Origin of the sequence: Sphingomonas sp. 179-I 2A4 NHS (assembly GCF_045369135.1) — a bacterium.
Lineage (GTDB): Bacteria > Pseudomonadota > Alphaproteobacteria > Sphingomonadales > Sphingomonadaceae > Sphingomonas.
The window spans coordinates 114,907-139,991 of sequence record NZ_JBIQFL010000007.1 but is presented as its reverse complement, the minus strand read 5'-3'; the positions used below and the strand labels follow the sequence as shown (position 1 = coordinate 139,991).

Annotated in this window: 33 protein-coding genes; 15 read left to right on the top strand and 18 right to left on the bottom strand. The window is 64.4% G+C overall.

What is annotated here, in order from left to right; translation table 11 throughout:
• Window positions 1–218 precede the first annotated feature (218 nt).
• The 5 genes from ACH0CP_RS13655 to ACH0CP_RS13635 all read left to right on the top strand — a co-directional run bounded on the left by ACH0CP_RS13655 (window position 219) and on the right by ACH0CP_RS13635 (window position 3,435).
• The gene (locus ACH0CP_RS13655; RefSeq protein WP_406889579.1) at window positions 219–806 is read left to right on the top strand and encodes a hypothetical protein; all 588 of its coding nucleotides are present in this window, start codon (window positions 219–221) and stop codon (window positions 804–806) included.
• 176 nt (window positions 807–982) lie between these two features.
• Complete coding sequence (locus tag ACH0CP_RS13650) at window positions 983–1,225, top strand: AbrB/MazE/SpoVT family DNA-binding domain-containing protein (RefSeq protein WP_406889578.1); 243 nt, start codon at window positions 983–985, stop codon at window positions 1,223–1,225.
• Entirely contained in the window at window positions 1,222–1,611 is a 390-nt protein-coding gene (locus tag ACH0CP_RS13645) for a type II toxin-antitoxin system VapC family toxin (protein WP_272695425.1), read from the top strand. The genes ACH0CP_RS13650 and ACH0CP_RS13645 overlap by 4 nt, the downstream gene beginning before the upstream one ends.
• Before the next feature lie 73 nt (window positions 1,612–1,684).
• Entirely contained in the window at window positions 1,685–2,572 is an 888-nt protein-coding gene (locus ACH0CP_RS13640) for a Shedu immune nuclease family protein (RefSeq protein ID WP_406889576.1), read from the top strand.
• Window positions 2,569–3,435 carry a restriction endonuclease gene (locus ACH0CP_RS13635; protein WP_406889574.1) on the top strand — a complete coding sequence of 289 codons (867 nt, stop codon included), beginning with the start codon at window positions 2,569–2,571 and terminating at the stop codon, window positions 3,433–3,435. Before ACH0CP_RS13640 ends, ACH0CP_RS13635 begins: the two co-directional genes overlap by 4 nt.
• 14 nt (window positions 3,436–3,449) lie before the next feature.
• On the opposite strand, the gene ACH0CP_RS13630 is transcribed toward ACH0CP_RS13635, so the two are convergent.
• On the bottom strand, window positions 3,450–3,770 hold the full coding sequence (locus ACH0CP_RS13630; protein ID WP_406889573.1) for a putative quinol monooxygenase: 321 nt from the start codon (window positions 3,768–3,770) through the stop codon (window positions 3,450–3,452).
• A gap of 55 nt (window positions 3,771–3,825) precedes the next feature.
• Window positions 3,826–4,767: an alpha/beta hydrolase family protein gene (locus tag ACH0CP_RS13625; protein ID WP_406889571.1), complete on the bottom strand. Its 942-nt coding sequence runs from the start codon at window positions 4,765–4,767 to the stop codon at window positions 3,826–3,828.
• A gap of 117 nt (window positions 4,768–4,884) precedes the next feature.
• On the opposite strand from ACH0CP_RS13625, the gene ACH0CP_RS13620 reads away from it, so the two are divergent.
• The gene (locus ACH0CP_RS13620) at window positions 4,885–5,793 is read left to right on the top strand and encodes a LysR family transcriptional regulator (RefSeq protein ID WP_406889569.1); all 909 of its coding nucleotides are present in this window, start codon (window positions 4,885–4,887) and stop codon (window positions 5,791–5,793) included.
• Between the two features lie 188 nt (window positions 5,794–5,981).
• A complete protein-coding gene (locus tag ACH0CP_RS13615) occupies window positions 5,982–6,659 on the top strand; it encodes an alpha/beta fold hydrolase (RefSeq protein ID WP_406889567.1) in 678 nt (225 codons plus the stop codon).
• A gap of 18 nt (window positions 6,660–6,677) precedes the next feature.
• Here ACH0CP_RS13615 and ACH0CP_RS13610 read toward each other — a convergent pair whose 3' ends face one another.
• Both ACH0CP_RS13610 and ACH0CP_RS13605 read right to left on the bottom strand, forming a co-directional pair.
• Window positions 6,678–7,442, bottom strand: coding sequence for a class I SAM-dependent methyltransferase (locus tag ACH0CP_RS13610; protein ID WP_406889565.1), 765 nt, complete (start codon window positions 7,440–7,442; stop codon window positions 6,678–6,680).
• 9 nt (window positions 7,443–7,451) lie between these two features.
• Window positions 7,452–8,201, bottom strand: a complete 750-nt coding sequence (locus tag ACH0CP_RS13605) for a sulfite exporter TauE/SafE family protein (protein ID WP_406889564.1) — start codon at window positions 8,199–8,201, stop codon at window positions 7,452–7,454.
• Window positions 8,202–8,281: 80 nt separating this feature from the next.
• Here ACH0CP_RS13605 and ACH0CP_RS13600 point away from each other — a divergent pair, with 80 nt between their 5' ends.
• From ACH0CP_RS13600 to ACH0CP_RS13590, 3 genes are all read left to right on the top strand, one after another.
• The gene (locus ACH0CP_RS13600; protein WP_406889562.1) at window positions 8,282–9,169 is read left to right on the top strand and encodes a LysR family transcriptional regulator; all 888 of its coding nucleotides are present in this window, start codon (window positions 8,282–8,284) and stop codon (window positions 9,167–9,169) included.
• A gap of 81 nt (window positions 9,170–9,250) precedes the next feature.
• Window positions 9,251–9,541 carry an I78 family peptidase inhibitor gene (locus ACH0CP_RS13595; protein ID WP_406889560.1) on the top strand — a complete coding sequence of 97 codons (291 nt, stop codon included), beginning with the start codon at window positions 9,251–9,253 and terminating at the stop codon, window positions 9,539–9,541.
• A gap of 202 nt (window positions 9,542–9,743) precedes the next feature.
• Window positions 9,744–9,926: a hypothetical protein gene (locus tag ACH0CP_RS13590; RefSeq protein WP_406889558.1), complete on the top strand. Its 183-nt coding sequence runs from the start codon at window positions 9,744–9,746 to the stop codon at window positions 9,924–9,926.
• A 62-nt stretch (window positions 9,927–9,988) separates the two neighbouring features.
• On the opposite strand, the gene ACH0CP_RS13585 is transcribed toward ACH0CP_RS13590, so the two are convergent.
• Window positions 9,989–10,531 carry a TetR/AcrR family transcriptional regulator gene (locus ACH0CP_RS13585; protein ID WP_406889556.1) on the bottom strand — a complete coding sequence of 181 codons (543 nt, stop codon included), beginning with the start codon at window positions 10,529–10,531 and terminating at the stop codon, window positions 9,989–9,991.
• A gap of 148 nt (window positions 10,532–10,679) precedes the next feature.
• Here ACH0CP_RS13585 and ACH0CP_RS13580 point away from each other — a divergent pair, with 148 nt between their 5' ends.
• The 5 genes from ACH0CP_RS13580 (at window position 10,680) to ACH0CP_RS13560 (ending at window position 13,210) form a co-directional block, all read left to right on the top strand.
• Window positions 10,680–11,714 carry an alpha/beta fold hydrolase gene (locus tag ACH0CP_RS13580; protein WP_406889553.1) on the top strand — a complete coding sequence of 345 codons (1,035 nt, stop codon included), beginning with the start codon at window positions 10,680–10,682 and terminating at the stop codon, window positions 11,712–11,714.
• Window positions 11,608–12,015, top strand: coding sequence for a VOC family protein (locus ACH0CP_RS13575; protein ID WP_406889550.1), 408 nt, complete (start codon window positions 11,608–11,610; stop codon window positions 12,013–12,015). The genes ACH0CP_RS13580 and ACH0CP_RS13575 overlap by 107 nt, the downstream gene beginning before the upstream one ends.
• A gap of 17 nt (window positions 12,016–12,032) precedes the next feature.
• A complete protein-coding gene (locus ACH0CP_RS13570; RefSeq protein WP_406889547.1) occupies window positions 12,033–12,644 on the top strand; it encodes a glutathione S-transferase family protein in 612 nt (203 codons plus the stop codon).
• A gap of 11 nt (window positions 12,645–12,655) precedes the next feature.
• Entirely contained in the window at window positions 12,656–12,862 is a 207-nt protein-coding gene (locus ACH0CP_RS13565; protein WP_406889544.1) for a hypothetical protein, read from the top strand.
• 144 nt (window positions 12,863–13,006) lie between these two features.
• The gene (locus ACH0CP_RS13560; protein ID WP_406889542.1) at window positions 13,007–13,210 is read left to right on the top strand and encodes a hypothetical protein; all 204 of its coding nucleotides are present in this window, start codon (window positions 13,007–13,009) and stop codon (window positions 13,208–13,210) included.
• Window positions 13,211–13,219: 9 nt separating this feature from the next.
• Here ACH0CP_RS13560 and ACH0CP_RS13555 read toward each other — a convergent pair whose 3' ends face one another.
• From ACH0CP_RS13555 to ACH0CP_RS13495, 13 genes are all read right to left on the bottom strand, one after another.
• On the bottom strand, window positions 13,220–16,036 hold the full coding sequence (locus ACH0CP_RS13555; RefSeq protein ID WP_406889620.1) for a conjugal transfer protein TraG N-terminal domain-containing protein: 2,817 nt from the start codon (window positions 16,034–16,036) through the stop codon (window positions 13,220–13,222).
• Window positions 16,037–16,059: 23 nt separating this feature from the next.
• Window positions 16,060–17,460 (bottom strand): conjugal transfer protein TraH, encoded by a 1,401-nt coding sequence (locus ACH0CP_RS13550; RefSeq protein WP_406889540.1) that lies wholly within the window; start codon window positions 17,458–17,460, stop codon window positions 16,060–16,062.
• Between the two features lie 65 nt (window positions 17,461–17,525).
• The gene (locus ACH0CP_RS13545) at window positions 17,526–18,350 is read right to left on the bottom strand and encodes a conjugal transfer protein TraF (RefSeq protein ID WP_406889538.1); all 825 of its coding nucleotides are present in this window, start codon (window positions 18,348–18,350) and stop codon (window positions 17,526–17,528) included.
• 2 nt (window positions 18,351–18,352) lie between these two features.
• Window positions 18,353–18,598: a hypothetical protein gene (locus ACH0CP_RS13540; protein ID WP_406889535.1), complete on the bottom strand. Its 246-nt coding sequence runs from the start codon at window positions 18,596–18,598 to the stop codon at window positions 18,353–18,355.
• Window positions 18,579–18,917, bottom strand: coding sequence for a hypothetical protein (locus ACH0CP_RS13535; RefSeq protein ID WP_406893920.1), 339 nt, complete (start codon window positions 18,915–18,917; stop codon window positions 18,579–18,581). The genes ACH0CP_RS13540 and ACH0CP_RS13535 overlap by 20 nt, the downstream gene beginning before the upstream one ends.
• An 81-nt stretch (window positions 18,918–18,998) precedes the next feature.
• Window positions 18,999–20,840: a conjugal transfer protein TraN gene (locus ACH0CP_RS13530; protein WP_406889533.1), complete on the bottom strand. Its 1,842-nt coding sequence runs from the start codon at window positions 20,838–20,840 to the stop codon at window positions 18,999–19,001.
• Window positions 20,837–21,583: a type-F conjugative transfer system pilin assembly protein TrbC gene (gene trbC, locus ACH0CP_RS13525; protein WP_406889531.1), complete on the bottom strand. Its 747-nt coding sequence runs from the start codon at window positions 21,581–21,583 to the stop codon at window positions 20,837–20,839. The genes ACH0CP_RS13530 and trbC overlap by 4 nt, the downstream gene beginning before the upstream one ends.
• A gap of 10 nt (window positions 21,584–21,593) precedes the next feature.
• A complete protein-coding gene (traU, locus tag ACH0CP_RS13520; protein WP_406889530.1) occupies window positions 21,594–22,610 on the bottom strand; it encodes a conjugal transfer pilus assembly protein TraU in 1,017 nt (338 codons plus the stop codon).
• A complete protein-coding gene (locus ACH0CP_RS13515; protein WP_406889529.1) occupies window positions 22,610–22,879 on the bottom strand; it encodes a hypothetical protein in 270 nt (89 codons plus the stop codon). Before ACH0CP_RS13515 ends, traU begins: the two co-directional genes overlap by 1 nt.
• On the bottom strand, window positions 22,879–23,538 hold the full coding sequence (traW, locus tag ACH0CP_RS13510; RefSeq protein ID WP_406889526.1) for a type-F conjugative transfer system protein TraW: 660 nt from the start codon (window positions 23,536–23,538) through the stop codon (window positions 22,879–22,881). The genes ACH0CP_RS13515 and traW overlap by 1 nt, the downstream gene beginning before the upstream one ends.
• The gene (locus ACH0CP_RS13505) at window positions 23,535–24,071 is read right to left on the bottom strand and encodes a S26 family signal peptidase (RefSeq protein WP_406889525.1); all 537 of its coding nucleotides are present in this window, start codon (window positions 24,069–24,071) and stop codon (window positions 23,535–23,537) included. Before ACH0CP_RS13505 ends, traW begins: the two co-directional genes overlap by 4 nt.
• Entirely contained in the window at window positions 24,052–24,726 is a 675-nt protein-coding gene (locus ACH0CP_RS13500) for a type-F conjugative transfer system protein TrbI (RefSeq protein WP_406889523.1), read from the bottom strand. The genes ACH0CP_RS13505 and ACH0CP_RS13500 overlap by 20 nt, the downstream gene beginning before the upstream one ends.
• Window positions 24,719–25,081, bottom strand: a complete 363-nt coding sequence (locus ACH0CP_RS13495) for a hypothetical protein (protein ID WP_272695452.1) — start codon at window positions 25,079–25,081, stop codon at window positions 24,719–24,721. Before ACH0CP_RS13495 ends, ACH0CP_RS13500 begins: the two co-directional genes overlap by 8 nt.
• Between the last annotated feature and the right edge of the window lie 4 nt (window positions 25,082–25,085).

The following is a 25,085-nucleotide window of genomic DNA, read 5'->3' as shown; positions in this document are numbered from 1 at the left end:
ACGACTGTTCATTCCTTTCGGGATCAACGCGGGTGATTGCCTGACAACCGGCAAGATGAATGATGGTCGGCGGATCGGTGCCAAACTGAGGGCTGTGCGATCCGCCTCCGCCACCCCCGACCCGGCAGGTGTATGCTCGCCGCAGATCGATCAAAAATGCCGACCATATGCGACAAGAGGGATTCACACGGGAATCGAGATGTGCTTGATTCGTTCTCATGTTCCAGCCCGACTTCTTCGCCGCGTCAAAGGATGCGCAACGAGCAGCGCCGCAGGACACGCGTGCGCTGGACCTGCCGAGTCTCCTTGAGCGCCTCACCGATGTCTGCGAGCGCCCGCGCTACAGCTTCATGGTGCTCAACCTCATCGCACAAGCGAGCGCGCAGAGTGGTTCGGCCGGGCCCTATGTCCAAGATGGTGATCGCCTGGTGCCCGTACGAGACTGGCTCTGCGATGCCCTCGCTCCGGTCGCCCGGCGCGACCCGCGCCGGCTCGCTATCGCCGACAAGGTGCGATCGGAACTCGATCAGCGCAGGGAGCTCCCCTCCGACTCAGACCAAGCCGAAAAGCTGATCGCCGCGGAGGTCCAGAGACGGATCCGCCTCTCCGGTCGCACCAATGTCAGCCGAGCCGTCTCGGAGCTCGTCAAGGCCGGCTTCGTGCGACGCCATTATCAGGGGTATAGGGTCGACCATCAAAATCGCGGTGCGCAGCGTCAGGCTGTCTACACGATCACCGACGAGGTTCGGCGCGCGCTTCATCCGCGGGCGGGCAATACACCTTCGCCGACGACCGCATCGAAATAGGGCGTCCATAGGATTGAGCTGCGCCCCGCCTGCTCCTTCCTTGAAGATTCAGGTGCGGGCACGCTTAAGCGCCTGAGGACGAATATGCGGATTGTGGCACAACCGTTCACTTTGCCCCAGACCGACGGAATGTGGTACGGTGGACGTGGTCTGCCATATTCTGGACGGTAAGATTCATGACGGTGCAAGTGAATATCACGCCGAACGGCCGCATGAGCCTGCCTGCGAGCATCCGCAAACGGCTAGGCCTTGAGGGCGGCGGCGCGGTGCTGCTGGAAGAAACCGAGGACGGCGTGGTGCTGAGGACCGTACAACAGGCCGTTGCGCGAGCCCAGGCGATTGCCAAGAAATATGCGAACCATCCCGATGCGTCCGTGGACGCCTTCATCTCCAGCCGCCGCCTGGAAAGCGGCGAGTGACGGAGGCGGTCCTCGACGCGTCCGCCATCATCGCCTTGCTGAAGGGGGAACGCGGAGGGAGCAAGGTCGAAGGGGTGGTGGCCGACGCGATGGTTGGAATATTCAACCAGGCTGAGGTGGTGAGCCATTTCGTCCGCCTCGGCGCGCCGCTCCATGAGGTCAGGGCGATGCTCGGCGCGCTGCCATATACCGTGGCGCCTGCGGACGAGGCTCTGGCCTGGGAGGCAGGCGCCCTCCGGGCGGCAACCAGCGCGGCCGGCCTTTCGCTCGGAGACCGGTTCTGCCTCGCTCTGGCGATGCGGAATGGCGTTCCGGCCTACACTGCCGATCGGGCGTGGAAGGAGGTCGCCGCGACCGTTGGCGCCAAGGTGATAACAATCCGCTAGCTCAGAAATCGTGGTTCAGCCGCGCTTTGCAAATTGAACATTTACATCCGCCCAGAAGAGGATGACGCCTGCCATGCGGCAATCGCCCGATGAGGCTCTCGCCTCTGCCTTCGAGGATCTGCTCGTCGACGAGGGCAAGGACGAGAACGACATCCAGGCGTTCCTCGAACGACATACCGAGCTGCTCGATACGAGCTCATGGCTGCTCAATCACCGGCTCCATATGAACTGCGTGATCGCGAAGTTTCCGATCGGCGGCCGCAGTGCCGACTTTGCCTATCTTACGAAATCGTCGGACCGCTGGACGCTCGTGCTCGTCGAGATCGAGCGCGCCACCAAGCGGCTCTTCACGTCCAGCAGCAAGCATTTCGGCAACTCCGCCGCGTTCAACGACGCGCTCGCGCAAACCGCGGTCTGGCGCGACCATTGGGAGCAGCATCGGTCTGAGGTGCGCGAGCGGCTGCTTCCGCTGCTCGTCCCCCCGCCCATGGCGCGCAACCGCATCGAACTGCGCCGCGTCCTGATCATCGGCCGCTCCGGCGGCAAGGACTTCAGCCAAGCGCAGCGCGATCGGATCGCGAGCATCGAAGAGGATCAGAAGATCAAGATCCTGACCTATGACTCGCTGTTACGAAGCTACCGCGCAGGCTGGGGCGAGAAGAAGTGCGTGCTCTCGCCGCGCTCAACCGGTTACGCGATCAAGCATCTCGACGGCCTTCCCAAGCTGCTCTTCGCCTATGTCCTGCCCGAGCATCTGGTCGTGCCCTCCGCCGCGGAGGCTCGGCTGAGAGCCGAGGGCTACCAGATCGACGCCTGGCGCAACGATCAGCTGCTCCGCTTCAACGACAAATGGGCCACTGAGCCAACCGACCAGGAAGCCGGCAACACGCACCCTGCGGTTCTTAGCGCACTCAGGGCCGCCGACCGGGCGCGTCCTTCGAAGCCGGCGAAGCGGCGATGAGCAGCCTGCGCTCTATAGACCTCAGCCTCGTCGATGAGATCTTCCGCGGCGGAGAGAAGGGCTATGTACTCGACTTCTCGAACCGAACATTCACCGACTTCTTCGCCCGTGAACTCTCGATTGACATCGACGCGCCGCAATATGCTGCGGACGGCATCTCCAAAGGAAAGCGGCTGCGCTGCTTCCTTGGGCAGGTGGATAACGGAACCGCGGCGCGCACCTTGAGGATCCTCTGGGAGTACCGAGAGGCACTGCGCACGCCCGATATGCCAGACCCAATGCCGCGCGCTGCCGGACAGGTCGCTGCGCTCATCGCAAGACTCGAGGGCACCGCAACGCCTGTCCCCCACAACGTCGTTGCCGCGCCGCTCCTAGATGCGATTGACTTCGCCAGGCTCCGTGACCGGCTGATCGCCGTCCGCGATATGGAGCCGCACGAGCGCGGGTTCGCGTTCGAACGCTTCCTCACCGAAATCTTCGACGCCTGTCACCTGAACGCGCGCGAACCCTTCCGCCTCCAGGGCGAGCAGATAGACGGCAGCTTCGAGCATGCCGGCGAAACCTATCTCGTCGAAGCCAAATGGCTGAACCGACGGATCGGCGCGGCGGAGTTGCATGTGTTCGAGGGCAAGATCGGGCAGAAGGCGGCCTGGGCGCGCGGCCTCTTCATCAGCTTTGGCGGGGTCACCGATGAGGGGCTGCACGCCTTTGGCCGCGGCAAGCGCACGATCGCGATGGAAGGCCGCGACCTCTATGAAGCACTCGACCGAGGCATCGGGATCGATCAGCTGATAGCCGCCAAAACCCGTCGCGCGGCGGAGACCGGGGCGGTGTTCGCACCCCTCGCCGAGCTGTTCAAATAAACCAGACGCAGGTGTCAGGTCGGACGTAGCGGTCGGAGCAGCCTGATCCCGCTCTCGACCGAACCTTCCATCAGGGCGAGCAGCTGCGGGACCAGTTCCTGCATACGGGGCGCGTGCAGATGCGCATCGAGCGCTTCCCGGCTGATCCAGCGCTCGTAAACCACGAATGTGCCGGGCTGTCCCTCGACCTCGTGCGGTTCGTAATCGATGCAGCCCGCATCGTGCCGCGACGGCGTCACCGCTGCGGTCAGAAAGGCTTTCATCTCAGCCTCCCGCCCCGGCTTCGCCCTGGCTTCCCAGAGCACGACCGTGAGGGTGTTTTCGACGTCGGACATGCTGTCCTCCCAGAGCCGGATATGGCGGCGGGTCCAGCGGGACCCACCCCGCCCGTCAGGCCAAGAACCGCTCGAACCAGTCGAGCATCGGCTTCGGATTGTTGGGCAAGTAGTTGTACCCATCAAAGCGGCGGTTGGTGCCCTCGATCCAGATGAGGTCCTTCTGGCTGGCCGGCATGGCGTCGAACATCGCCTGCACGTCGGCGGGCGTGGTCAGCGTGTCGTCGCGGACCTGGAGGAGCATCGTCGGGATGTCGACGGCGCTCGCATACTGGGGCATGTCCATGTCCTTCAGCTCCATGCTGGTCACGCGGCGGAGCGCGTCGGCGACCTCGGGCAGCGCATCCGGCATGCCCATATGGTCCAGGATGGTGCGATAGAATGAGCTCAGCGAGATCGGCTGCGGCGCGACGATCGCCCGGACATCGTCGAACTCCTCGCGATGCTTCGACATGGCGACCATGGTCGCGTTCATGCCGCAGCAGCGGCTGAGAAGGCCGAGCTTCAGGTTCTTGAGATCGGACCGGGAGCGGACGTAGCGCAGCGAGCCGATCACGTCGCGATATTCGCGGATGCCGTTGCCGATGACGCCGCCGCTGCCGGCACCGCTCTGGCCGAAATTGCGCAGGTCGTAGGCAATGATGTTGTAGCCGGCTTCGTGGAGGTGCTTGTAGTCCGGCATGAAATTGACTTCGATGTTGTTACCACTGGCCTCCCAGGCATCGCTGTAGGGCTTCAGATGGCCGGGGAAGCCGTAGCGGTTGGCCCAGATGGGGTGGTTGGCGATGATCACCTTGTCGCTGTCGCCGGGAATGAACCAGCCCTCGATCGTGACGCCGTCCGCCGCCGGGAAGTAGATGTCCTCGAAGATGATGCCGTCATCCGCCGGCGAGCGCAGGATCGGCGACCTCGCCGGATTGTGCATCGCCGAAACCAGCCCCGCGACGAGCTCGGCTCGGGCCGGCTGTGCTGCTGCAGCGTCCGTTACCTGGGTCATGGTAATGTCCTTTCAGAGCTCAGCCGGATGGAAGGTGGCTGATGACGTTCAGGTAGCCATTGCTTGGCCTTGCGATAATCCGGCATAATCCAGACAGGCTGTACGGATAACTGGACATTGGCTGCCAACGTCGACGACCTCACCGCGTTTGTCGCGGTCGCAAGAGCACGCGGTTTCCGAGAGGCTGGGCGCGCGTTGGGTGTGAGCCCGACGACGCTCAGTGAGACCGTGCGGCGCTTGGAGGATCGCTTGGGCGTGCGCCTGCTTCACCGCACGACGCGCAGCGTTTCTCCGACAGAAGCGGGCGGGCGTCTTGTCGAGCAACTCGCGCCTCTGCTCGTGCAGATGGACGCCGCACTTGCCGACCTCAATGTCCTGCGCGACACGCCCGCAGGCACGCTTCGGCTCAATGTACCCGTCGGCGTTGCCCGCCTGGTGCTCCCCTCCCTCCTTCCGGGGTTCCTCGCGCTCTACCCTGACATTCAGGTGGAGGTCGTCGCCGAGGACACCATCCTCGACGTGCTCGCCGCCGGCGCGGATGCGGGTATTCGATACGACGAGAAGCTGGAGCAGGACATGATTGCGATTCCGATCGGGCCGCGGGTCCAGCGGTTCGCGATGGCCGCGGCGCCGGGCTATCTGGCGGCTTCAGGTGTGCCCCGACACCCGAGAGATCTGCTGCAACACCGGTGCATCCTCGGCCGGTTCGGCAACGGATCTCTGCTCAGCCCCTGGGAGCTTGAGCGTGGGGAGGAATCGGTCCGTATCGAGCCCAAGGGGCCGCTCACCGTCAGCATCAGCGGCGCGATGGACCTCGGCGTAGACGTCGCCATCGCTGGGGCGGGGATAATCGGCCTGTTCGAGGAATGGCTGCGACCACACCTGGAGGCCGGCCGCCTTTCGCCAGTGCTACCTGAATGGTGGTCGACCTTCCCCGGGCCATTCCTCTACTATTCGGGTCGCCGACTAGTGCCGCCGCCGCTGCGCGCCTTTCTGGACTTCATCAAGTCAGCGCGGCAGGCATAGCTGCTCAGTTCAGACGGGTCGGTCTCCCGCAGTCCGACTGCTCAAATCGCATCATGCGGTGACGATTGGCCTGTTACGCAGATGGAGGAAGTATGGAACTGGATCGACGCACGTTCACGGGGTCGCTGGTCGCCGCAGGGGTGTCCCTAGGATCGGCAAAGGCGTTCGCTGCTCCTCGAGAGGTCCAAATGGCGAATAACGTTGTCCTGGTCCATGGGCTGTTCGCCGACGGCTCCTCCTGGCTGGAGGTAATCCCGTATCTCCAGGCGCGTGGCCTCAACGTCGTCTCGGTGCAGAACCCGCTGACCTCGCTCGACGAGGCAGTCGCCGCCTGTAACCGGGCGCTCGACCGGCAGGACGGGCCAACAGTGCTCGCCGGCCACTCCTTCTCCGGCATGATCGTGACAGAGGCTGGCGTGCACCCCAAAGTGTCGGCTCTCACCTATGTCGCCGCGCGCGCACCCGATGCCGACGAAGATTATACGGCGCTTGCGGCTAAGTATCCAAAGCCACCCGCCTCTGCTGGGATCGTGTTTGATGGCGATGAGGGGCGGCTCAGCGAAGAGGCCTTCGTGCGCGACTTCGCTCCAGACCTGCCGCAATCCAAGGCCCGGGCGCTCTACGCCGTCCAGTGGCCGTTCAGAAGATCGCTGACCGCGGCGAGGACCACGCGCGCGGCCTGGCGGTCCAAGCCGAGCTTCTACGCGGTGTCCTCGCAGGACCGGGTCATCGACCCCGAGCTGCAGCGCTTCATGGCAAGGCGGATGGGCGCCGAAGTTCTCGAGCTTGCTGCCAGCCATGTGTCATTATTGTCCCGTCCGCGCGAGGTGGCGAACCTGATCCTCAACGCAGCCGGGCGGTCGTGAGGACACTGAGCGCCTAGTCTAGACCGCGAGCATCTCGAAGGTGGCGATATCGAGCAGGAAGCTGCCATCCTCCTCGATGGATAGCGCGGATTTGACTTCGACGCTCGCGCCCGCCTGTAGCGACCGGATCGCGCCAACGTGCGCGGGCGCAGTGCTCATGCGGGCGATCCAGTTGGCGAAGTCCATGCGCAACCGGTGGGTTTTGACGCTGACGATCGCAAACCCGGAACGACCGAGCGCCGCACACCATTGCGCGATGTTGTAATTGCGCACGTGGCTCGGATCCCGCAGCAACTCAATAGCCTGGAGATGGGTGTCGAGCAGTGGATCGGCCAAGGCGAACGGGTCTACGAACATCGCCGTCGCCCCACGCCGGGTCACCCGACGTGCTTCGCGCAGGCCGGCTTCCAGGTTGCGCCAGTGGTGCGCGCTCATCCGGCATACGGTGTAATCGAAGGATGCTTCCGCGAAAGGCAACCGTTCGGCCGCGGCTGGCCGCGTTGCAATATTGCCGATCCCGCGTCGCTGCGCCTCGGTGCTCACCGCATCCAGCATATCGGTCGACAGGTCGCATGCTACCACCTCTCCGATCAGCGGCGCGATGCGATAGGCGACGTGACCGCCGCCGCAGCCCAGATCGAGAGCCCGACCACCGACATGCTCACGCGCAATCTCCTCGATGCGGTCGAGATCGGGACCAGAGGCGTGGGCAGCGCTCGTCACATAGGCCTGCGCTTGTGGCCCAAATTGCTGCGCGGTGGTGTCGTCGTGGGTCATGGCCATAAGAAGTCCTCAGGAATAGGCGCGGATGAAGAAGCGGGCGGTGATCGCGGCCGAGATGAGCAAGGTCGCGGCGCGCACCAGAGCCGGGTTCAATCGACGGCCTAGATGCGCGCCGGCATAGCCGCCGGCCACGGCTCCCAATCCGACCGCCAGTGCCGCCTCCCAACGAACGGCCCCCGCCGCCGCGAAACACAGGATTGCGATGGTGTTCGCGCCCGTCACCGTCAGCGTGCGCGGGGCATTGAGCGCCTTTATGTCGGCGCCTTGGAGAAGGCTCCACGCCGAGATCATCATCAGGCCAACGGCACCGCCGAAATATCCGCCATACCCCCCGAGGAGGAACTGGACGGCGAGGATCGGCGATCGGCCGATCGTCAGGCGCTCGCGCAGCCACGCGCCGACGCGGGGTCCGGACATCAGGGTAAGCGTGGCGACCAACAGCAGCCAAGGCAGCACACGGTCGAAGAGATCGTCCGGCGTCCAGAGCAGCATCAGGCTCCCGGCGAGCCCGCCGGCCAGGGTGATCAGCAGCATAGGAAAGAGCTGGACACCGCAGATGGGACCAAGCCCATCACGATAGACCCAAGCGCTTGCAGCACCACCGTGGTAAAGCGCTACGCTGCTCGTGGCATTCGCCGATACCGAAGGCACTCCGGTCATGATCAAGGCCGGCAAGGTCACGAAGGAACCACCCCCGGCCAGGGCGTTCATCACGCCTCCAAGCAGTCCGGCACCGAGCAGAAGCAGGCAAGTCTCCATGCTACGGCGATGCCGCCGCTGGCGATCATCCACAATGCGGGATATGCGAGAGCAGCTTTCGTCCTATCCGAAGGATGTCCATGCGGTTTGATCTGGTGGATTTGCGGCTGTTCGTTGCGATCGTGGAGGCCGGCAGCATCTCCAAGGGAGCTGAGACCGCGCATCTCGCGCTCGCTTCCGCGAGCGCACGGGTCAGCGGCATGGAGAAAACGCTCGGCGTGCCGCTGCTCGAACGCGGCCGACGCGGTGTGGCGCCGACGGCCGCCGGACGGGCGCTGCTTCATCATGCGCGCTCCATTGGGGCGGCGGTCGAGCAGATGCGGGGTGATCTTCGCGGCTTCGCGTCGGGTCTAAGGGGTGAAATCCGCATGCTCTCCAATACCGCGGCGCTGGTGGAGCTATTGCCGGCAGCGCTTCGCAGCTTCCTTGCCGCCCATCCCGACGTCGACATCGACATCGAGGAGCGGACCAGCGCGGACATTGTGCTCGCGGTGGCAGAAGGACGCGCCGAGTTTGGTGTCGTAGCCAATACGACCGATCTCGGTCGGCTGGAGACGATCCCTCTGTCGACCGATCGACTGGTTCTCATCGTGCCGAAGACGCATGCGCTCGCCAAGCGGGACGCGGTGTCATTCGTCGAACTACTTGACGAACCGTTTGTCGGACTGAGCGCCGGCGCGATCCACACCCACCTCGCAGACCATGCCGCGCGGCTCGGCCGTAGGATCAACTACCGCGTGCGGCTGCGTAGCTTCGAGGCAGTGGCACGATTGGTCGAAGCCGGTGTCGGCCTGGGGGTGTTGCCGATGGCAGCCGCAACTCGTTGCCGCGCGGACGCACTCGCGATCGTGCCGCTCCTGGACGGCTGGGCAAATCGTCGCCTCCTGATCTGCGCTCCAGCGTTTGCTGCGCTCAGTTCCCATGCACGTCTGTTCGCTGACCACATCGCTGAACAGGCAGCTGACTAGCAGGACCGAGCACCATCGTCCCTTCATTCAGCTTCGAAGGGCTAGCCATCAGCCCGATATGGGTTCCACGGAGACAAGCCGATGACGATCAGGAGCGAGATTGGACTTACAGCACTTCTCGGATTGGTCGCGCTCAGCGGGTGCGCATCGACCGGCACGGGTAGCCAAAACGGCAATTCGAGCTGCCAGCCGCACGCAGCTCAGGCGCTGGTTGGGAAATTCGCTCCCGACAACCACACCATTCTTCGGCGTACGGGAAGCACAACGATCAGGCGAATAGCTCCGGGCGATGCGGTCGCCGAGGACTTCCGCGAAGAACGTGTCACCGTCACCGTCGCTGACGGCCGAATAGTCGCCGCCGCCTGTGGCTGATCGCCGGTTGAGGCTGAGGTTCGCCGGACTCGCTTGCCTTCCAGCACTTCTAACCGGCTGCGCCTCGACGCGCCCGCTCGAGGGGCCGGTGCGCTTGGGGCAGACGGCTGCCGTAAGCGGTCCGCGAGTCCGGCCAGATCAGGTAATCGAAGACAGTCGCTGTCCGATCGACGTGCAGTGCGTCTGGGCGGGTCGCCTGATCGTGCGCGCAACCGTCTTCGGAGGTGGGTGGACGAAGCAGGTCGACCTGACGCTTGGCATACCCGTCACCGTGGCCGACGGTAGCCTGACGCTCGTAGCAGCGACGCCCGTGCCGATCACTGACGGCGGTGACGGCAAGCCGCTTCCCTACCGCTTCACCTTCGCCTTCCAAGGAGGGCTATGATGATGGGCTGTTTCGAGACGCGACCCATCAGGGGTCCGGCCATTGAGCGCCGCCAACGCAGTTCAGGCGAGAGCCGCCGATGCCTGCGCTTCCTGCTGGGCCACTGTCGAGAGCGCGAGTTCGACGGTGGGGCGAAGGTCCTCCATCGTCGCCCCGTCCCTCGCCTGCATAGAAAGACCCTGCAGGACCGTGACCAGGTAACGAGCGAGATCGTGTGCGATTGGCTCGGGCAACCAACGTGAAAAGTTCTCTCCGATTGCCTGGCGAAACATCGCCCGGCGTGCCGCGAGCGTCTGTGCGACTTGTAGATTGTCCGGGTGCGACACGATCATGCCGTTCGAGATCAGACACGGCCGACCGTTCTTCGTGACGTTCTCCGCAGCCGCCTCCAAGAGGCCGCGCGCCCATTCGGATAGCGACGTAGCGCCCGCCAACTTCTCGAGGTCCAACCCGGCTTCGCCGCGCTCGTAGAGAGCGACGGCTTCCTGAAACAAGCCGGCCTTGCTCCCGAACGCATGGTAGAGGCTCGGCGGCGCCACACCGATGGCGGCGGTAAGGTCGGCGATTGAGACGCCCTCATACCCGCGCGCCCAGAACAGGTCCAACGCAGTCCGCACCGCCGCTTCGCGCTCGAAGCTGGCGGGTCGGCCGCCAGAGCCGCCCTGACCTTTTTTACTGCTCACTAAACTAGACCCTTGCTCGCCTCGATGTCTCGCATATATAGCGACCACTAAACAACGCAAGGGCTCGGACATGCTCTCCAGACGTGAACTGCTGGCAAGCTCGCTGACAGCGGCGGCGATCAGCGCGCTAACGCCGGCTGCTGGCATCGCCGCCGCCCCTGCACGGCCGGCTGGCCAGCCGATGTCCATCCGGACCAAGGACGGCCTAACCCTGTCCGCAATGAGCTACGGTGACCCGTCGGCTGTTCCTGTCATCTTTGTCCACGGGCTCAGCCAAAGCCGGCTTTCCTGGGACCGACAGATCGTAGCAGATCTCGCTCACCACCGCCTGATCACCTTCGATCTGCGGGGGCATGGCGACTCCGACAAGCCGGCTGAACCGGACGCCTATGCCGATGGTTCCCGGTGGGCCGATGACCTCGCGGCCGTGATTGAGCAGGCCGGTTCGCAACGTGTGGTACTTGTCGGCTGGTCGTTCGGCGGGCTCGTGATCGGGCACTATCTGCGTCGCCACGGCGCCGACGCCATCGCCGGCGTCAACCTGGTCGACGCGGTGACGTCCTTCGATCCGCAATACCGCAGCGAGGCGTCCGGCCAATGGGGCGCTCGGGTCGCGTCTCCGGACCTGGCCGTGCGGTCCGAAGCGATCGCCCGCTTTCTCGCGCTATGCTTCGCCACCACGCCGCCTCGAGCTGAGTTCGATCGCATGCTCGCCTACAACGGCATGGTCCCCCGGGCCGTCCAGCTGGGCCTGAGCAAGATCAGCGCCGACGGGCTGGATGTGGGCTTCGCGCGCGTTCCGCGCATCCTGCTGACGCACGGCGCACGCGACGCGCTCGTACTCCCCGGCATGTCGCGCCGTATGCTCGCCGTGAACTCCAGGTCGAACCTGTCGATCTATCCGGAGGCGGGTCACTCGCCCTTCTACGAGGATGCCGCGCGCTTCAACCGCGAGCTGGCGGCCTTCTCAGCCTCGCTCTCACCCGAAAGGACCAGTCATGATCCTCAAGACCTACACCCGCATCTTCACGACAGACCTCGAAGGCACCGTGGCAACGCTCAAGGCGGTGCACGGCACCGAGCCGCATTTCCGGCTCGACTTTGACCCTTGGACGCTCGTCGGGATCGGAGACGTGCTCGCGGTCGGCGGCACCGACGAGGCGCTCGAGCCGATCCGCGGCAGCCTCGGTCCCTGGATCGTGGAGGACATCGACGACGCCAAAGCCAAGCTCTTGGCGAACGGGGCGTCCGTTGTGCGCGACATCGAGGACGTCCCGACCGGCCGCATGATGTACATCAAGCACGCCGACGGCAGCGTGGTCGAATATGTCCAGTGGACGCCTGAGCTCGCCGAGCAGCACGTCTTCGCACCGCTGCGCGCCGGCACGCCGGCCTCCCAGATCTGACCCGCGGGAGAGAGTCCATGCTGCTCTACCAGTTCCGCAAAGGCACGAATCCGCGTCGCGTGATCATCTACCTGTCCGAAAAGGGCATCGACGTTCCGCGGTACGAACTCGACTACGAGAACAAGGAGCACCGCTCGGCCGAGTATCTCGCCATCAATCCTGCCGGGAGGGCGCCGACCCTCGTCACCGATGACGGCCGCGCGATCATGGACTCGGCCGCGATCGTCGAGTATTTGGAGGAGCTTCATCCCGAGAACTCAATGATCGGCACCGATGCGCCCTCGCGTGCCCGGGTGCGCTCGCTGGAGCGTCTCGCAGCCGATCTCGTTGGGCGCGGGCAGCTCTGGCTATGGAACCGAACTAGCGCGTTCCTCGGGAAGGAGCCGGCACCGTCATCCGAGGCCGCGGAACGGATCTTCCGCTATGTCGACGAGATACTCGCCGTGCTTGAAAGAGAAATCGGCGATCGCCCGTTCCTTGCCGGTGACGCCCCAACAATCGCGGACTTCACCGCCTTTCCGATCTTCCAGACCGCACGGGAGCGGTTCGACCTACCCTTCGGGAACGACTATCCGCAACTAGAGAGCTGGTATCAGCGGTTTCGCACTCGCCCAAGCGCAGACTATTGAGGGCGCCCCTCATGCAGCGCCAACGTCGATTGGACCGCCTGATCGTCTGTGTCCTGGTATTTGCGGCGGTCTACCCACTGGTGACCGGGCTCTCGTATCTCATGCATCACCTCACCCCCACCTGGCAGCTGTGGCAGCGCCATCTTGTGATCGTTCCGGTGATCGTCTCCGCGATGGTCTTCGCCATCATGCCGGCCATTCATAAGTTGCGCGGCTAGCAATTCCGCGGTGACAGGCAGATCGACATCATTCTGCGGACTTGTTCGAAGCGAGCCAGGGTATCCGAGTGGCCATCTAGCTGCGCTCTCTATTGCTTGTGATCAGACCCAGAGCCCTGTATGCTGGAAAGGCTCGGAGGCTGTATGCTCAAGCTCGACACCGCGACATACTTGATCACGCAGGATAATTCTGCCGGCCCTATCATCAACTTCGTCGACGACGGGTTCGAGCCGCACGGTCCTGTGACCGACGCCGAAGGTAAGGTCAGCAAAGCCAGCGCGGCTACGTACCTGGTCGCCTACGCGCTTCTAGCGGGCGTGATCATCTACTTCTTCGTCACCATTTAGCGCCCGCGCTCATTCCCGCAGCTTCGGATCGTTGAAGAAGCCACGATTGTGATCGCGGTGGACCTCCTGCTGTACGTCCACTGATCCGTGGACGGCGTTGGTACGCGCCGCTTGTGCTGCGGTCCGATCGCCATCCAGACGATCTCCACCCGCCTCGATTATAGATTGAGCCGCACGAGGATCGCCGCCACCGGGTCCGTTCGGGATCCCTGAGACACCGTGTGGGTGATACGAGCCCGCCACATCCGCAGCGCTGTCAACGCCGGGCCTGCTCACCTCAACGAGATTGGGTTCGTGCAGCTTGCCGGCGATCTCCTCGCGAATGTCGTCCTGTTTCTCACGCATCCAGCGGGTCACCATCTCCTGCCGAACCGCGCGCTGATGGTTGCTGAGATCGGTTGCCCACAGTTCGGGAGCGTCGAGGCCAGGGTTGGAGGCCTGCTGGGCTCGGTACCATTGCGCCAGGTCCTGGCTCATGTTCTCACTCAGCTGCATACCGTGCGTCTCGGCGTAGCTGGCATCCCGCGAGAGCTGCTGCGACAATTCCTCCAGCTTACGGGCAGTCTCCGTGTAGGAGCGGGCGCGGGACAAGGCCTGCTCATGGGTGAGAGACGAGCTGGAGGTAGTCGAGGCGCGGCTGAATACACCCGAGCGATCATAGGTGCCATCCGAAGACGTCGCGCCCGTGCCGTTGGAGTGCTCGTCCCTGACACCGCTGCTGGCGGTGCTCGAACTATCAGACGAGCGAGCATCCGTCGTTCCATGCCGCAAGGTATCCTGCTGCTGACCTTGCGTCGTTACGCTACCGCTCACTCCGGGTAGGTGGCCGAGAACCTTACCGAGGCCGCTGCGCGCGCCGGCGGTGCCTTGCTGAGCACCGCCCAATCCGGCTGATATAGAGCCCGAAACCTGACGGACGGTACCCGCCGATCTGTCGTGACCGTCGCTCGACGTCAGGCTCTGGCCTGTCGATGAACGATCCTCCAGCGCTTGCGAGCTACTGCCGGTCGTTCGGTCGAACTGCTCAACGGCCGTATTCGAAGAGCGACCACTGCTCGAGTCCCACCCAGATGAGCGCTCGCTGGACGTACCGTAGGCACTGCGGTCGATCTTGGTCCATGTGAGCATCTCCTGCGCCGCATTGTCGAACGCCTGAGACTGGCGGTGCGCTTCGCTTGCCATCTCTCGCCATTCCGCGACGGTCCCGGTGGTTACGGTGGGAGTGAATGACAGCCGCGAGATTGCGCCTCCTGTGTCGAACACTTCCTGGCCATTGCCGAAGCCGCTGATCACGGCGCCGTTGTCCTGCCGCCAGCCTACGCTCGCCGAACCGCCCATGAAGCTGGGCGCGGTCTGCCACTGGTCGGCCTGCCGCATGTTCGAGGTCGAGTTTGCCCAGCTCACGTTCCCGTACGAATAATTGCCGGTGGTCTGCTCCAGCGCCGCAGCTTCCGCGGCGTTCTGCGCCGGCGCCAGCATCGACGTCGCCTGCCCGGCGATCGACATCGCTCCGCGCGCCAGCCCGCCCGCCAGGAAGGGTATGCTCATCAGCATAAAGCCGGCGATCGTCGCCGTCTCGCCGTTCACTGCACCGATGCCGGCGTAGCTTCCAAGCGACATTCCGCCGCTCGCGACGCCGTTCGAGGCCGCCTCGGCGCGCGTCATGCAGATCATGTGCAGGATGACGTAGAGCGGTCCCCAAGACGCAAGGTAGAAGAACCCCATCCCATAGCTTTTCAGGGAGCCCACGCCGGTCTGGGGCAGCAGGAAGAGCGGGAAGATAACCGGGAACATCGCGAAGAAGACAACAGTCAGGACGATGTTGAGGATCGGCACCCAGGCCATCGCCTGTTGGGCGATCGAATTGTAGGTGTTGCGAGCCTGAATGTCCGCGCGGGTCTGTGCAAAGGTATCGACCGATGCCGAGCCGCTCCCGCCGGCCATCGAGTTTCGAGCCTGCATGAAGGCGTTGATCGCGGTGTTCTGTCGCATGACGCCGGTGAAGTCGTCACCCGAGCCGGTGAAGGCCGCATTCACGATCGGCACGTCGTGCTTGAGCTTCGCCGCCGCAACGGCATTGCTCAGCTTGGGATACACTTCCTTCGCCCATCGCTCCGCATTCGCCTCGATCATGCTCGCCCATTGGCCGTTGAGCGTGTCATAGGCCTGCCGACACGTGATGATGAAGTTCTGAACTGTGCCATCGCCCTGGCGCTCGAGCCATTCCTGTGAGCGGGCTTCGGAGCCCGGCCCGATTGCCGCCCAAAGATCCCGTGCCTTGGCCAGGTTGGTGAGCGACTTCTGATAGAGCATGACGTCGCCGAACAGGCAGTTCTTGAAGTGGTTCTCGAGATTGGTAGAGAACTCGGCGTCGCGGATCGTGAAGTTGCGCGTCGCGTCGAACAGCCGGGCGCCGTACACCATGCCATTCGTCGTGTAGTTGAGCTCGCCCGGCATGACGAAGACGGTTTCCGCGGTGCGGGTCAGCCAGTCGCCAATCTGCGTGGTGAAGCTGGCGAGTGCCCCAAGCCCGAGCGGCACGTTCGACACTGTCGCCGGCGCCAGGCTTGGGTTGAGGCGGTCGGTCACCTTCACGTCGATCGTCGGGACCATGAGGCACAGGTAGATGCCCGTCGCCTGGAGAAACCAGTTCAACCACGCGCGGAAATTGAGGGTGAAGGCGACGACGAGGAGCGAATAGATCAGCCCCATCACCATCACGACCCGCAGAAGAGAGCGGTAGCCCCCTCCCCCGGCCCACGCGGCTACGGCGTTGAACGTGTTGACGAGATACTCGCCCCCGCCAACGGTAAAGACCTCGAGCACGCCGCTACCTCCCTGTTGCGCGCCTAGAGCAAGCCCTGCGCGTTCAGTCCCCGCGAGAAGTTGAGCGCTGAGGACATGCCGGGCGTCATCGTGTTCTGCAGCGTGGACTCGAGCATGATGCTCCGGTTGATGATCTGCATCGTCACCTGAAGCTTGTTGCTCAGCTTCACGTCCCGCTGCGCGAACTTGGCGCGGGTTGCGGCGATCTGCTGGCGCCACTGCGATGCCGTCTCCTGGTCCGCAGTCTGGTAGAAGACTTTCGCCTGCTCGACCCGGTCGAGCATATTGTCGAGCATCGCGTTCAGTAGATCGACGGCGACGATCTCGGAGAGCGTCTGGATCTCGCCGTCGGTGAGCGCATAGTGCGCATAGGCCTGGACGGCGAGGATCTTGTAAATCGGGACGGTCGCCATGTTCAGCAGCTGCTTCTCGGCGGCATCAAGCGCGGTGTCGCTGCGGATCTTCGAGCTCATGCTCTTGATCATCGTCGCGATCCGCGGTCGCAACGCGCTCGAAGCAGGCACGCTCAGCGTCTGGTCCGAGACATCGGTGCACGGATCGTTGTTGCACTTCAGGATCTTCACCGCCGGTGCATTCGCGGTACCGTCGAGCAGCGCGGTCACGACGGCCTCTTCAGCGGGACCGTAAATCACGACCTTCGGGCCATGCTCGCTTGCTGTTGGGGGAGTCGTGACGATCGTTCCCACCAGCGTCATCACATATTCGGAGAAGGCCTGATCGAATGCCCCGAACTTCGACGACTTTTTCAGAGCCTCCCAGGTATAGTTATGAGGATCACCGATGATCTGGTCCTTCATCGCCGGGTCGGTGTTGCCGGCCAGGGTCGCATCCCTCTGGCCGCCGTTGTTGCAGCCTTGCCGGGACGCCGCCCAGTCGGAGAACACGCCTTGGCTGTTGCCGACCGCCTCGCAGATGGTCGATCGCGTGGTTTCCATCTGGGGCCATATCCCGCCTACCAGAGCCTGTGCGGTCTCGCAGCTCGAGATGTTCATCTGGTTCAGGAGCTGAGCCTTCTGGCTGAACTCGTCCATGACCTTGCCGATCTCCGGCGAGACGCTGTCGATCGCCAGCTTGAAGGCGAAGCCCAGCGCGTTGTTCGCCGTCGCCTTCAGCATCGCGACGATCTCGCTCGCGTTGATGAAGCTGAATGAACCGGAGAAAAGGTCGATGCCTCCACATCCCGCCCGCGCGCTCGGGAGCTGCAGGTTGAACGGCGACACGCTTTTCTGCGGAAAGCGCGTCCAGACGTTGCCGAGCGAGTAATAGCCCGCCGACTGCCCCTGGAAGGCCGTCGGGCCGGTGACATTGGCCGCACCTCCGGCGTCGTTGAAGAACCCGTTCATCTCCGACGCGACATCCGCCCGGGCGACGCCGATCAATGCGAAGTGCGATGCGGAGACCAAGGTCAGCGCGGCACTGGCCCTGTGAGCCAGCCTTCTCAGCCGGCCTCTCTGCCGAGGATTGAACATCAGTAGTCGCTCCCGACCTTGGTGTTGGTGAGCATGAAGATCCGATCCATGATCTCATCGGCGCTCAGGATGCCGTAGCCGATCGGGATCGTGCGCTTCGTCGCGGTGTCGAACAGGACGAGCGCGGGCGTCTCGTTCCCGGAGATGCCCATCCGGGCACGCTGGCCAGAGTCGACGACGTAATTGGGAAAATCGCGGCTAGGCCCTCCATCCATCGACACCGCCATGACCGCCATCCGGTGGCTATCTGCGACCGAGCGCAAGATCGGCGAGAACACCTCGCACGCGCCGCAGCTCTGCGCGTAGAAGTAGAAGAGGCCGTAGCGCTGGCCGAGGGATGTCAGCACCTGGTCGCGATCGGCCTTGCGGTTGTCGAGCCACGCCCGCTTCGCCACGGTGTTGACCGGCCGCTGCAGCGTATAGTCGATGTCCGGGTTCTGCCAGAGCGCGCGCTGCCAGGTGTCCGAAAACGTCGAGGCGCGGTCCAGTTGCTCGCGCTGGAAGCGGACATAGGCGATGACGTTTTCCTCCGAAGGATCGAGGATCGCGCGTGCCTTCAGCTCGTCCAGCTGATGGGTGATCGCGGCCAGGCGCTCCGCGGCGCTCTGCTCGGGGGACTGCGGTTGCGCCTGCGCGGCCTCGGGCGGCTTTGGCTTGGTGCAGTAGAACCACTGGCCGAGCTTTCGCTCTCCGCAGTAGAATGCGTCGCCGCGGTCGCGGGCCTCAACGCCGTCGCCGCGGCGCTCGGCATCCTGCGCCCGGAGCGGCGCGGCCAAGGGCGCGACCGTCAGCAGGAGCATGGCCAGCTTCGCCATCTTCGACATGCCTATCGTCCTTCCTTCTGATCGGCCGCGCCGTCTGCGGGTTGCGCGGGGTGGTTGAGCGGGGCGGTGGGCGGCACCTTCCACCGCGCAAGGTCAATGCAGCATTCGAAGGCGCGGGTGGTGGTAGGGTGAGAGGCGCAGGGAGAGGCGGACACCACCGGTGCGAGGATCGGCGCTGCAGGTGCGGACGGTGCGACACCGACGGTCATTACCGCCAGGACTGCTGGCTCAAAAATCACGAATGCCATGGTCCAGCTCTCCTTTCGACATGCGCAGCACGGACATCATTAGGGCGACGTCGATGAGCCGAGTCCCATGGTCGAGCATCCGCACCAGCCCGCTCATCATCGGCCGCGCCGCACGACGGCCCTCCTCGGTCGCGCAAAGTCCGTGTCCCTTTTGCGAGACCCACTGATTGGCGAGCATGTGCTCGATCGGTGCGGCTGCAGTCCGCGGTTCGACCGTGCATTCGAACCAGCCCCCGATCACCTGGCAGATGTCCTCCACCCGGCGCGGTCGTCCAGCGCGATACAGGCACATGAAGATTGCGAGCTCGAACACCGTCATCTTCCAGTCACATCCCGGAGCGCCGGCGCTGAGCAGGTTATTTGCCGCAGCTGTCATGTCGATCACCTAGATTCCGGTCGATCATGGAGTGCCTCCATGCAGGTCGTAGTAGTTCTGGATCTTGGCCTGGATCTCGGTCATCGTCTGGACCTCATCCGGCAGCTTCGCCGCATCGAGGAAGTCGGCGTAGACCTCGGTGAAGTCCATTCTCGAAAGATCGAGCTGCTGGAACTCCGCGATGCTGAAGCCTTTGCACTGCTCATTCTTGGGCCTTCCCCAAGGTTTGTTGAGCTGGACGCGACCCTGTTCCTGAAGAACCCGGCTTAGTTTGCTTTCGAAGCAGCAGTAGGCGGTCTTCTTCGTCTTGCAGATGCCGAGAAAGCTGGACGAACACCACGTCCCGACCTTGTGGCAGAAGCCCATGCGGTCCTTGATGTCGAGCTTCATCTCGTCCTGAGAGCAGGCGAACAGCGCCAGAAACGGGGTCGCAAGCGCGGCGATCGCGACGGGTCCGCCGGCGAGCGCCGCACCACCGGCGGCCACGGTCAGCGCGCCAGAGACCTTGCCCGCGCAGCAGTTGATGAGGCCAAACACCGGCTTGTGGCAGGTGTCCCGCGTTCCCGAGAAGACGGTCAGGTTGTTCGGGTCGAAGCCCTTTGAAGCGTCGTCGATCGCGTGCAAGGCAACCAGCGCGTCCCTGAACTCGGTCGACGCCTCGCGGGTGATCGGCTCGCAATCCCCGTTGATGCAGTAGACGTCGTCGCCGCAGATATACTGGGGCGCGTTCGAGGCCGGGCTGTCCGGTGTCGGGCAACGATAAACCTTCTCCTTGACCTTGCACGCACCCTGCTGCGGGTCGTCCAGGCAGTCCTCCCGCAGGAAGGTGCATTGCCGGTTCGCATCAAGGTCGCCGCAGTCGTTCCCAGCGCTCATCACGTTGCAGGTGAAGTCGCGCTTCCATGCCCAGCACGCCTGTGTGACCGGCACGCCGTCGATGATCCGGGTCTCAGGGCCTTCCGTGCAGACCTCGCCGGCCACATCGGCGGTACACATGGAATCGGCGGCCATCTCCGCGCAACCGTCGACCCGCTTCACCGTGACGCTGGTCTGCACCGTCTTCTCGTGCCAGCCTTCGCCGGTGATGGGGCTCGGCAGGAGAGCAATGTCCCTCAGGTTCTGCGAGCAGACATATTCCGTCGCATAGTAGTCGTCGCAGAACTTGTTGGTGGAAACGCCGTAGATCCGATGCGCCGCGCATGCCTGCATCGCGACACCCGTCGGCTTGCAGGTTCCGGCCGCGACATGCGGGGCCATCGAGGAATAGCGTGCGAACGGCGTTCCGTAGGCATTGTCGGGAACGACGAAGAACTTGAACGCGTCGACGCGGGTGATCTCGGGCGCCATCCTGATGGAACAGGACCGCGGCACCTCATCGAGCTTCGTCCCTTGGTTGCAGGTCGCTTCGTAATATCCGCCGGTGCCGGAACCTGGCGGAAGAGGCTGGCACTGGCCGCTCGTCGAGCCGATATTTTCACCAGCGAGATAGGTCGACGGATCGTTCTCGATCGATGTGGCGCGCGATGTGGTCGCAAGGATCTCCGCGTTGCTGAACGCCGGCCGCGTGCGATCCGCATCGATGACGGTTCGATAGGTTTCGTTGGTCGATCGCTGGGCGGTCCCCGCCGCAATCAGAGCATCGGGATCATCGAAGTAGGTGCTCTGCGGCTGATTAGTCCCGGAATAACCCGGCACGGCCTGGGCCTGCGCCTCCGCATCGGGAACGAGGCTCTCGTCCCCCCGCTTCGCATTGCCAAACGCCTTTCCTTCTTCGCGCGCCTGCTCGATCGTCATCTGCTGCGCGCCAGCAGAGCTGAGCGTCAGGGAGAAGGCGGCTAGCGCGGCGACGAAGGCTCGAAGCTTCACTGGCGGCGGCTCCGCGCCAGGTTGCCGAGAGCTACCGAGGCGATGCGCGCGCCGGGTCCGTTGGCTTCGGCAAAGGTATTGAGGGCAAAGTCGACAGTGACGTTGCCCTCGATGCGGTCATGGGGCGGAACCCTTGTCTGGCAGTGGAACCCGGCACAGAGATCGAAGGTCGAAGAGACCGCCACATAGGTCGGCACCGCCTGCACGTTGAAGGCGCGGAAAAGCCGCGGGTCGATGCCGATGTTCGGCATGTCGTCCTTGTGCACGACCTGCCCGAGACGGCTGACGAATTCCTTGGCCGAGTTGTTGGGGAAGCCGCGGAAAACGACGACGCCGCCCGCCCTGGCGGTGTCGGCGATCAATTGCTTGAGCGACGCCGGCGGCATCGACAAGCTGGCGAAAACGATGAACTGCGGGGCATCGCCGCCGGGCACATTGGCGTTTGTCGCCGCGCCATGGACGAGCTCGTCGAAGTCGATCTTGCCTTCCGGCCCCTTTGGCAGGTCGGTCGCAGCGACCCGCTGCATGTTGTCGATGCCGGAGGTCCGGATGGCGCTCGCCTGCTCGCGGAACTCGTCGCCGCGGTCCTTCACCTGGTCGACGAAGGCCTGCGCCTCCGCCGCCAAATCCGTGGCGCGCTTCTTCACGGCCTGAACGTCCACGCCGTCGACCGATTGCGCTAGCAACGCTGAGAGCCCGACGGTGCCGAGTAGCGCGACGATGCCCCATGTCAGAAGACGCATGTCTCTCTCCTCAGAACACGCAGCAGTTGCGCTTGCGCCAGACGAGGTAGCCCATGTCCTCGCCGCCGGCGGGGAAGGCACGCCCCGCGTCGGGCGGCATGGTCGAGGCGCCGATCGCTGAGCAGGCGAACCGGCCGCTCACAGTCGGGATCGGATTGACCATCTGGAAGCGGTATTGCTGCTTCCGCATGATCGGCATCAGGTACTTTTTGCAGAGCCCCTGCGATCCCATCGTGCCCCAGGCCAGGCCCTCGCGGTGCATCTTGTAGGCGAAGCGGGAGAGCGCGAGCCGCGATGACTGGACGTGGCCGATGGAGGCGGGGATGTTGCCGTTGAGCGGATACATGCTGCCTTGGCACCCCGCGCACCAGAACAGCGCGTCGAGCGGCAGCGCGGCCGTTCCCGCGATGCAGTCGCCGGCGCATGCCGCCTTCGCAATCGGGTTGGCGAAGACGATTGCCTCGGGATTGATGATCGCGGTGAGCGAGTCATCCTGCCACAGGGGATCGACCTCGGTCATGTAGGCGATGTCGAACGAGGCCTGCTCGAAGCAGATGAAATCGGTCAGGATCTCCATCCAGTAGAGGAGAGGATAGACGTACCAGTGGACGTGCCACTTCGCCGTGCTCTGCGACCGGCCTCCCACCATCGACGGCCCGGCCAGATAGCCTTGGCCAATGTCGAAGCCCGGCGCGATCCGCGTCCCTCCCAAGTTGGGGAAGCACCACGGCTTCATCGTCACGTCGGCCAGCCTGGCGGGCTCCCAGAAGCCGACAGAGATGCCGATGCGGGGCAGCGGATCGGCGCAGGCGCAGACCGGCGATGCAGGATTGTTGGTGTCCGGTCGGCTGCCCGGCCAGATCTTGGCGCCGCCAATCGAAAGCGGAAAGAGGCAGGACCAGCAGACATCCGTAATCGGGTTCACGAACTTGCCCGTGCAGGTCGGCGCGGCTTCTGCGCGCGGCGTCACGGTGACGACCACGAGCAGCAGCCCCAGGACGCCGAGAAGGGTCCGCAGCCAGCGCATCAGCCCGCCCCCCCCGTTCCCTCAAGGAAGGCGGTGTCGGCGGCATTTTTCCGGCGAACATAGAGCCAGGTGTAGAGCGCGGCCGCAACGAGCAGCCCGGCCGCGAGGCACGGCGCAGCCCGGCCCAGCGCAGAATGGACGCGCGCGAAAAATCCGACGAGCAGCGCGACCGACAGGCACAGGCCCTGCCAGACCAGGCGCATGCGGCGCAGTCCGGCGGTTTCCGGTGCGGCCATCGGGGTCCGCAGGAGGTCCAGCCACAGCGGCATCAGCTCTTCGCCCCCGGCTCGACGACAGTCTCCGAGACACGAAGCCGATTGCCCGTCTGTGACACCACGGCCGGAGTGTGGCGGATGCCGAACTTAGCCGTCAGGCGGCCATCCTGGTCGAAGAAGAACCGGCGCTTGCGCGCCGTCATGGAATCGATCGGCGAGCCATTGACGAAGATGATCTTGGCGTTGAGCTCGGAGAATCTCCTGGTCGCCCATGCAAGCTGGGTCCGGTCATCGCCGTCGACGAAGACGAGGCTCTGCCGCATCGAGACAAAGTCGAGCGGATTGATCCTCTGCCCGGCTTGCGCGATCACCTGTCCCTTGTGGTCCCTGATCTCACGCTCGAGTGTGATGCTCGGGTCATAGTCCCAGGTCCGCGCCTGCTCGGCAGGCGTGATGCCGGCGACCGGCACGGGACGTCGAACCTTGGCCTCGACACGTCTGGCGAAGGCCGCGTTGACGCGGTCCATCTCTCCGGTTGCATGCGCCCGCTGCAGCCGCGTTTCGATGGTGGAAAGGAGATCCGCCTCGACCACCGGGAACGTCTGCCCGAGCTGACCGAAGTCACGCGCCTCGCCCCGCTCCGCGCCGGTGACCAGCACGGCGGCACCCAGGCAGGCAGCACCGGCGAGAGAGGCGGCGATCGCGCGGATCACAGGACCGCCTCCCCCGTGCCGACGATCTGGCGCCGGCAGGCGAAGCCGATCGCAGCATAGCGGGAATCGAACCCGTCCTTGTGGGGCGTGCCGACATAATAGCAGCCGGCCGGGATCACGCCGCTCGGACCGATCGCCAGCGGCTCACCGCTCCTGGTCTTTGGCTTGGTGTAGCCGACGACGCGGCCGTTCACCGTGACGGCGCGGTGCCAGTGCGCGACTACATCTCCCGGCAACCCATAGACGATCTTGCCGAACATCTGCGGCTTGGCGCCGAAATGACGCCGCACCAGCTCGCTTGGGGGCGGATCGAAGAAGACGTACTCGCCCCGGACCGGCACCTTGTTCCGGTGAATCACGAACGCCCAGTTGGGAAGAGAGTCCGTGGTGTTGATCAGGAGCGCGTGATCGTCGCGCCAGTCACCGATCGCACCGAGCACCACACTCCCCACGACGAGTCCGCCGAACAGAGCCCAAAGCCGCTTGCGCGGCCGCCAGCCCGCGACCGCCGCGTCACTGACCGCCGCGGCCATCGGGACCTCCAAAGCTGGTGATGGCGGCGCCGGGGACTCCTGCAGGGGGCATGGCTGCAGCGCCGGTGGCGGCCTGGGGCATGACCGCTCCGGACGGAGCCATGGCCATCGGCTCGAGTGTTGCCCCCGCGGGCGCAGCAGGTCCGCCGGGCATCGGTGGCGACGACGCGGCCGGAGCTATCTGCTGCTGGAGCTGCCGCATTTCCTGAGCGCTCGCTGGCCGGGGCTGGCGAACGCCGCTCGCATAGACGGCCTTCCTCAGGCTGTCGGTGATGTCGGGCACGTTCTTCGTCAGCACCGCCTCGCCGACCAGCACGACCTGCCCGCCCGCGCCCCGGCGCTGGAGTTCATGGTCGAGCGAGGACATGAACGCACGCATCTCGGCCTCGACCTGGGCGGGCGGCGACGCCGAGCGTGCCTGGGCGCTCACATATTCGCCGACGATGTTGGAGAGGCTCGCCTTGACGATATGGTCTTCTCGGGGAGCAACGAGCGCCTTGGTCACCCACATCGCCCAGATAAGGGAGAGGATCAGGATCGCGCCCACTGCCAGCTGAGCCCGGGTGAAGCCGGCGAACCCACGTCTTGCCCGAGCAGCCGCATCCTTCGGCGGCATCACAGGAGCCTGAAGGTCGAGCTGTGGCTGGTCAGACATCGAATGTGCTCCCTTTGGGATCGCGCGATGGCAGGATGCGATGGCGGCGGAAGAAGATGACGGCGGCAGCCAGCAGCGTGTGCGCGACGAGTACGACGTGTCGGAACGACGCGATGCGAGCGGTGTCGGCCGCGACATACCGGGTCGCCAGATTGTCGAGCTGGTGCATCATCCCGTCGAACGAGAAGCCGCCGATCGCGACGAAGAAGAGGACGAACAGCCCCCAGGTGATGAGAAGGGTCGATGCGAGGAACCCTGCCATGTGGAGGTAGAAGTAGAGCAGGAACCGGACATCCAACCGGCGCGACAGGGGTCGGGAACTGGCGGTGGTCGGCTCTGTCAGGATGGTCGCCATTGGG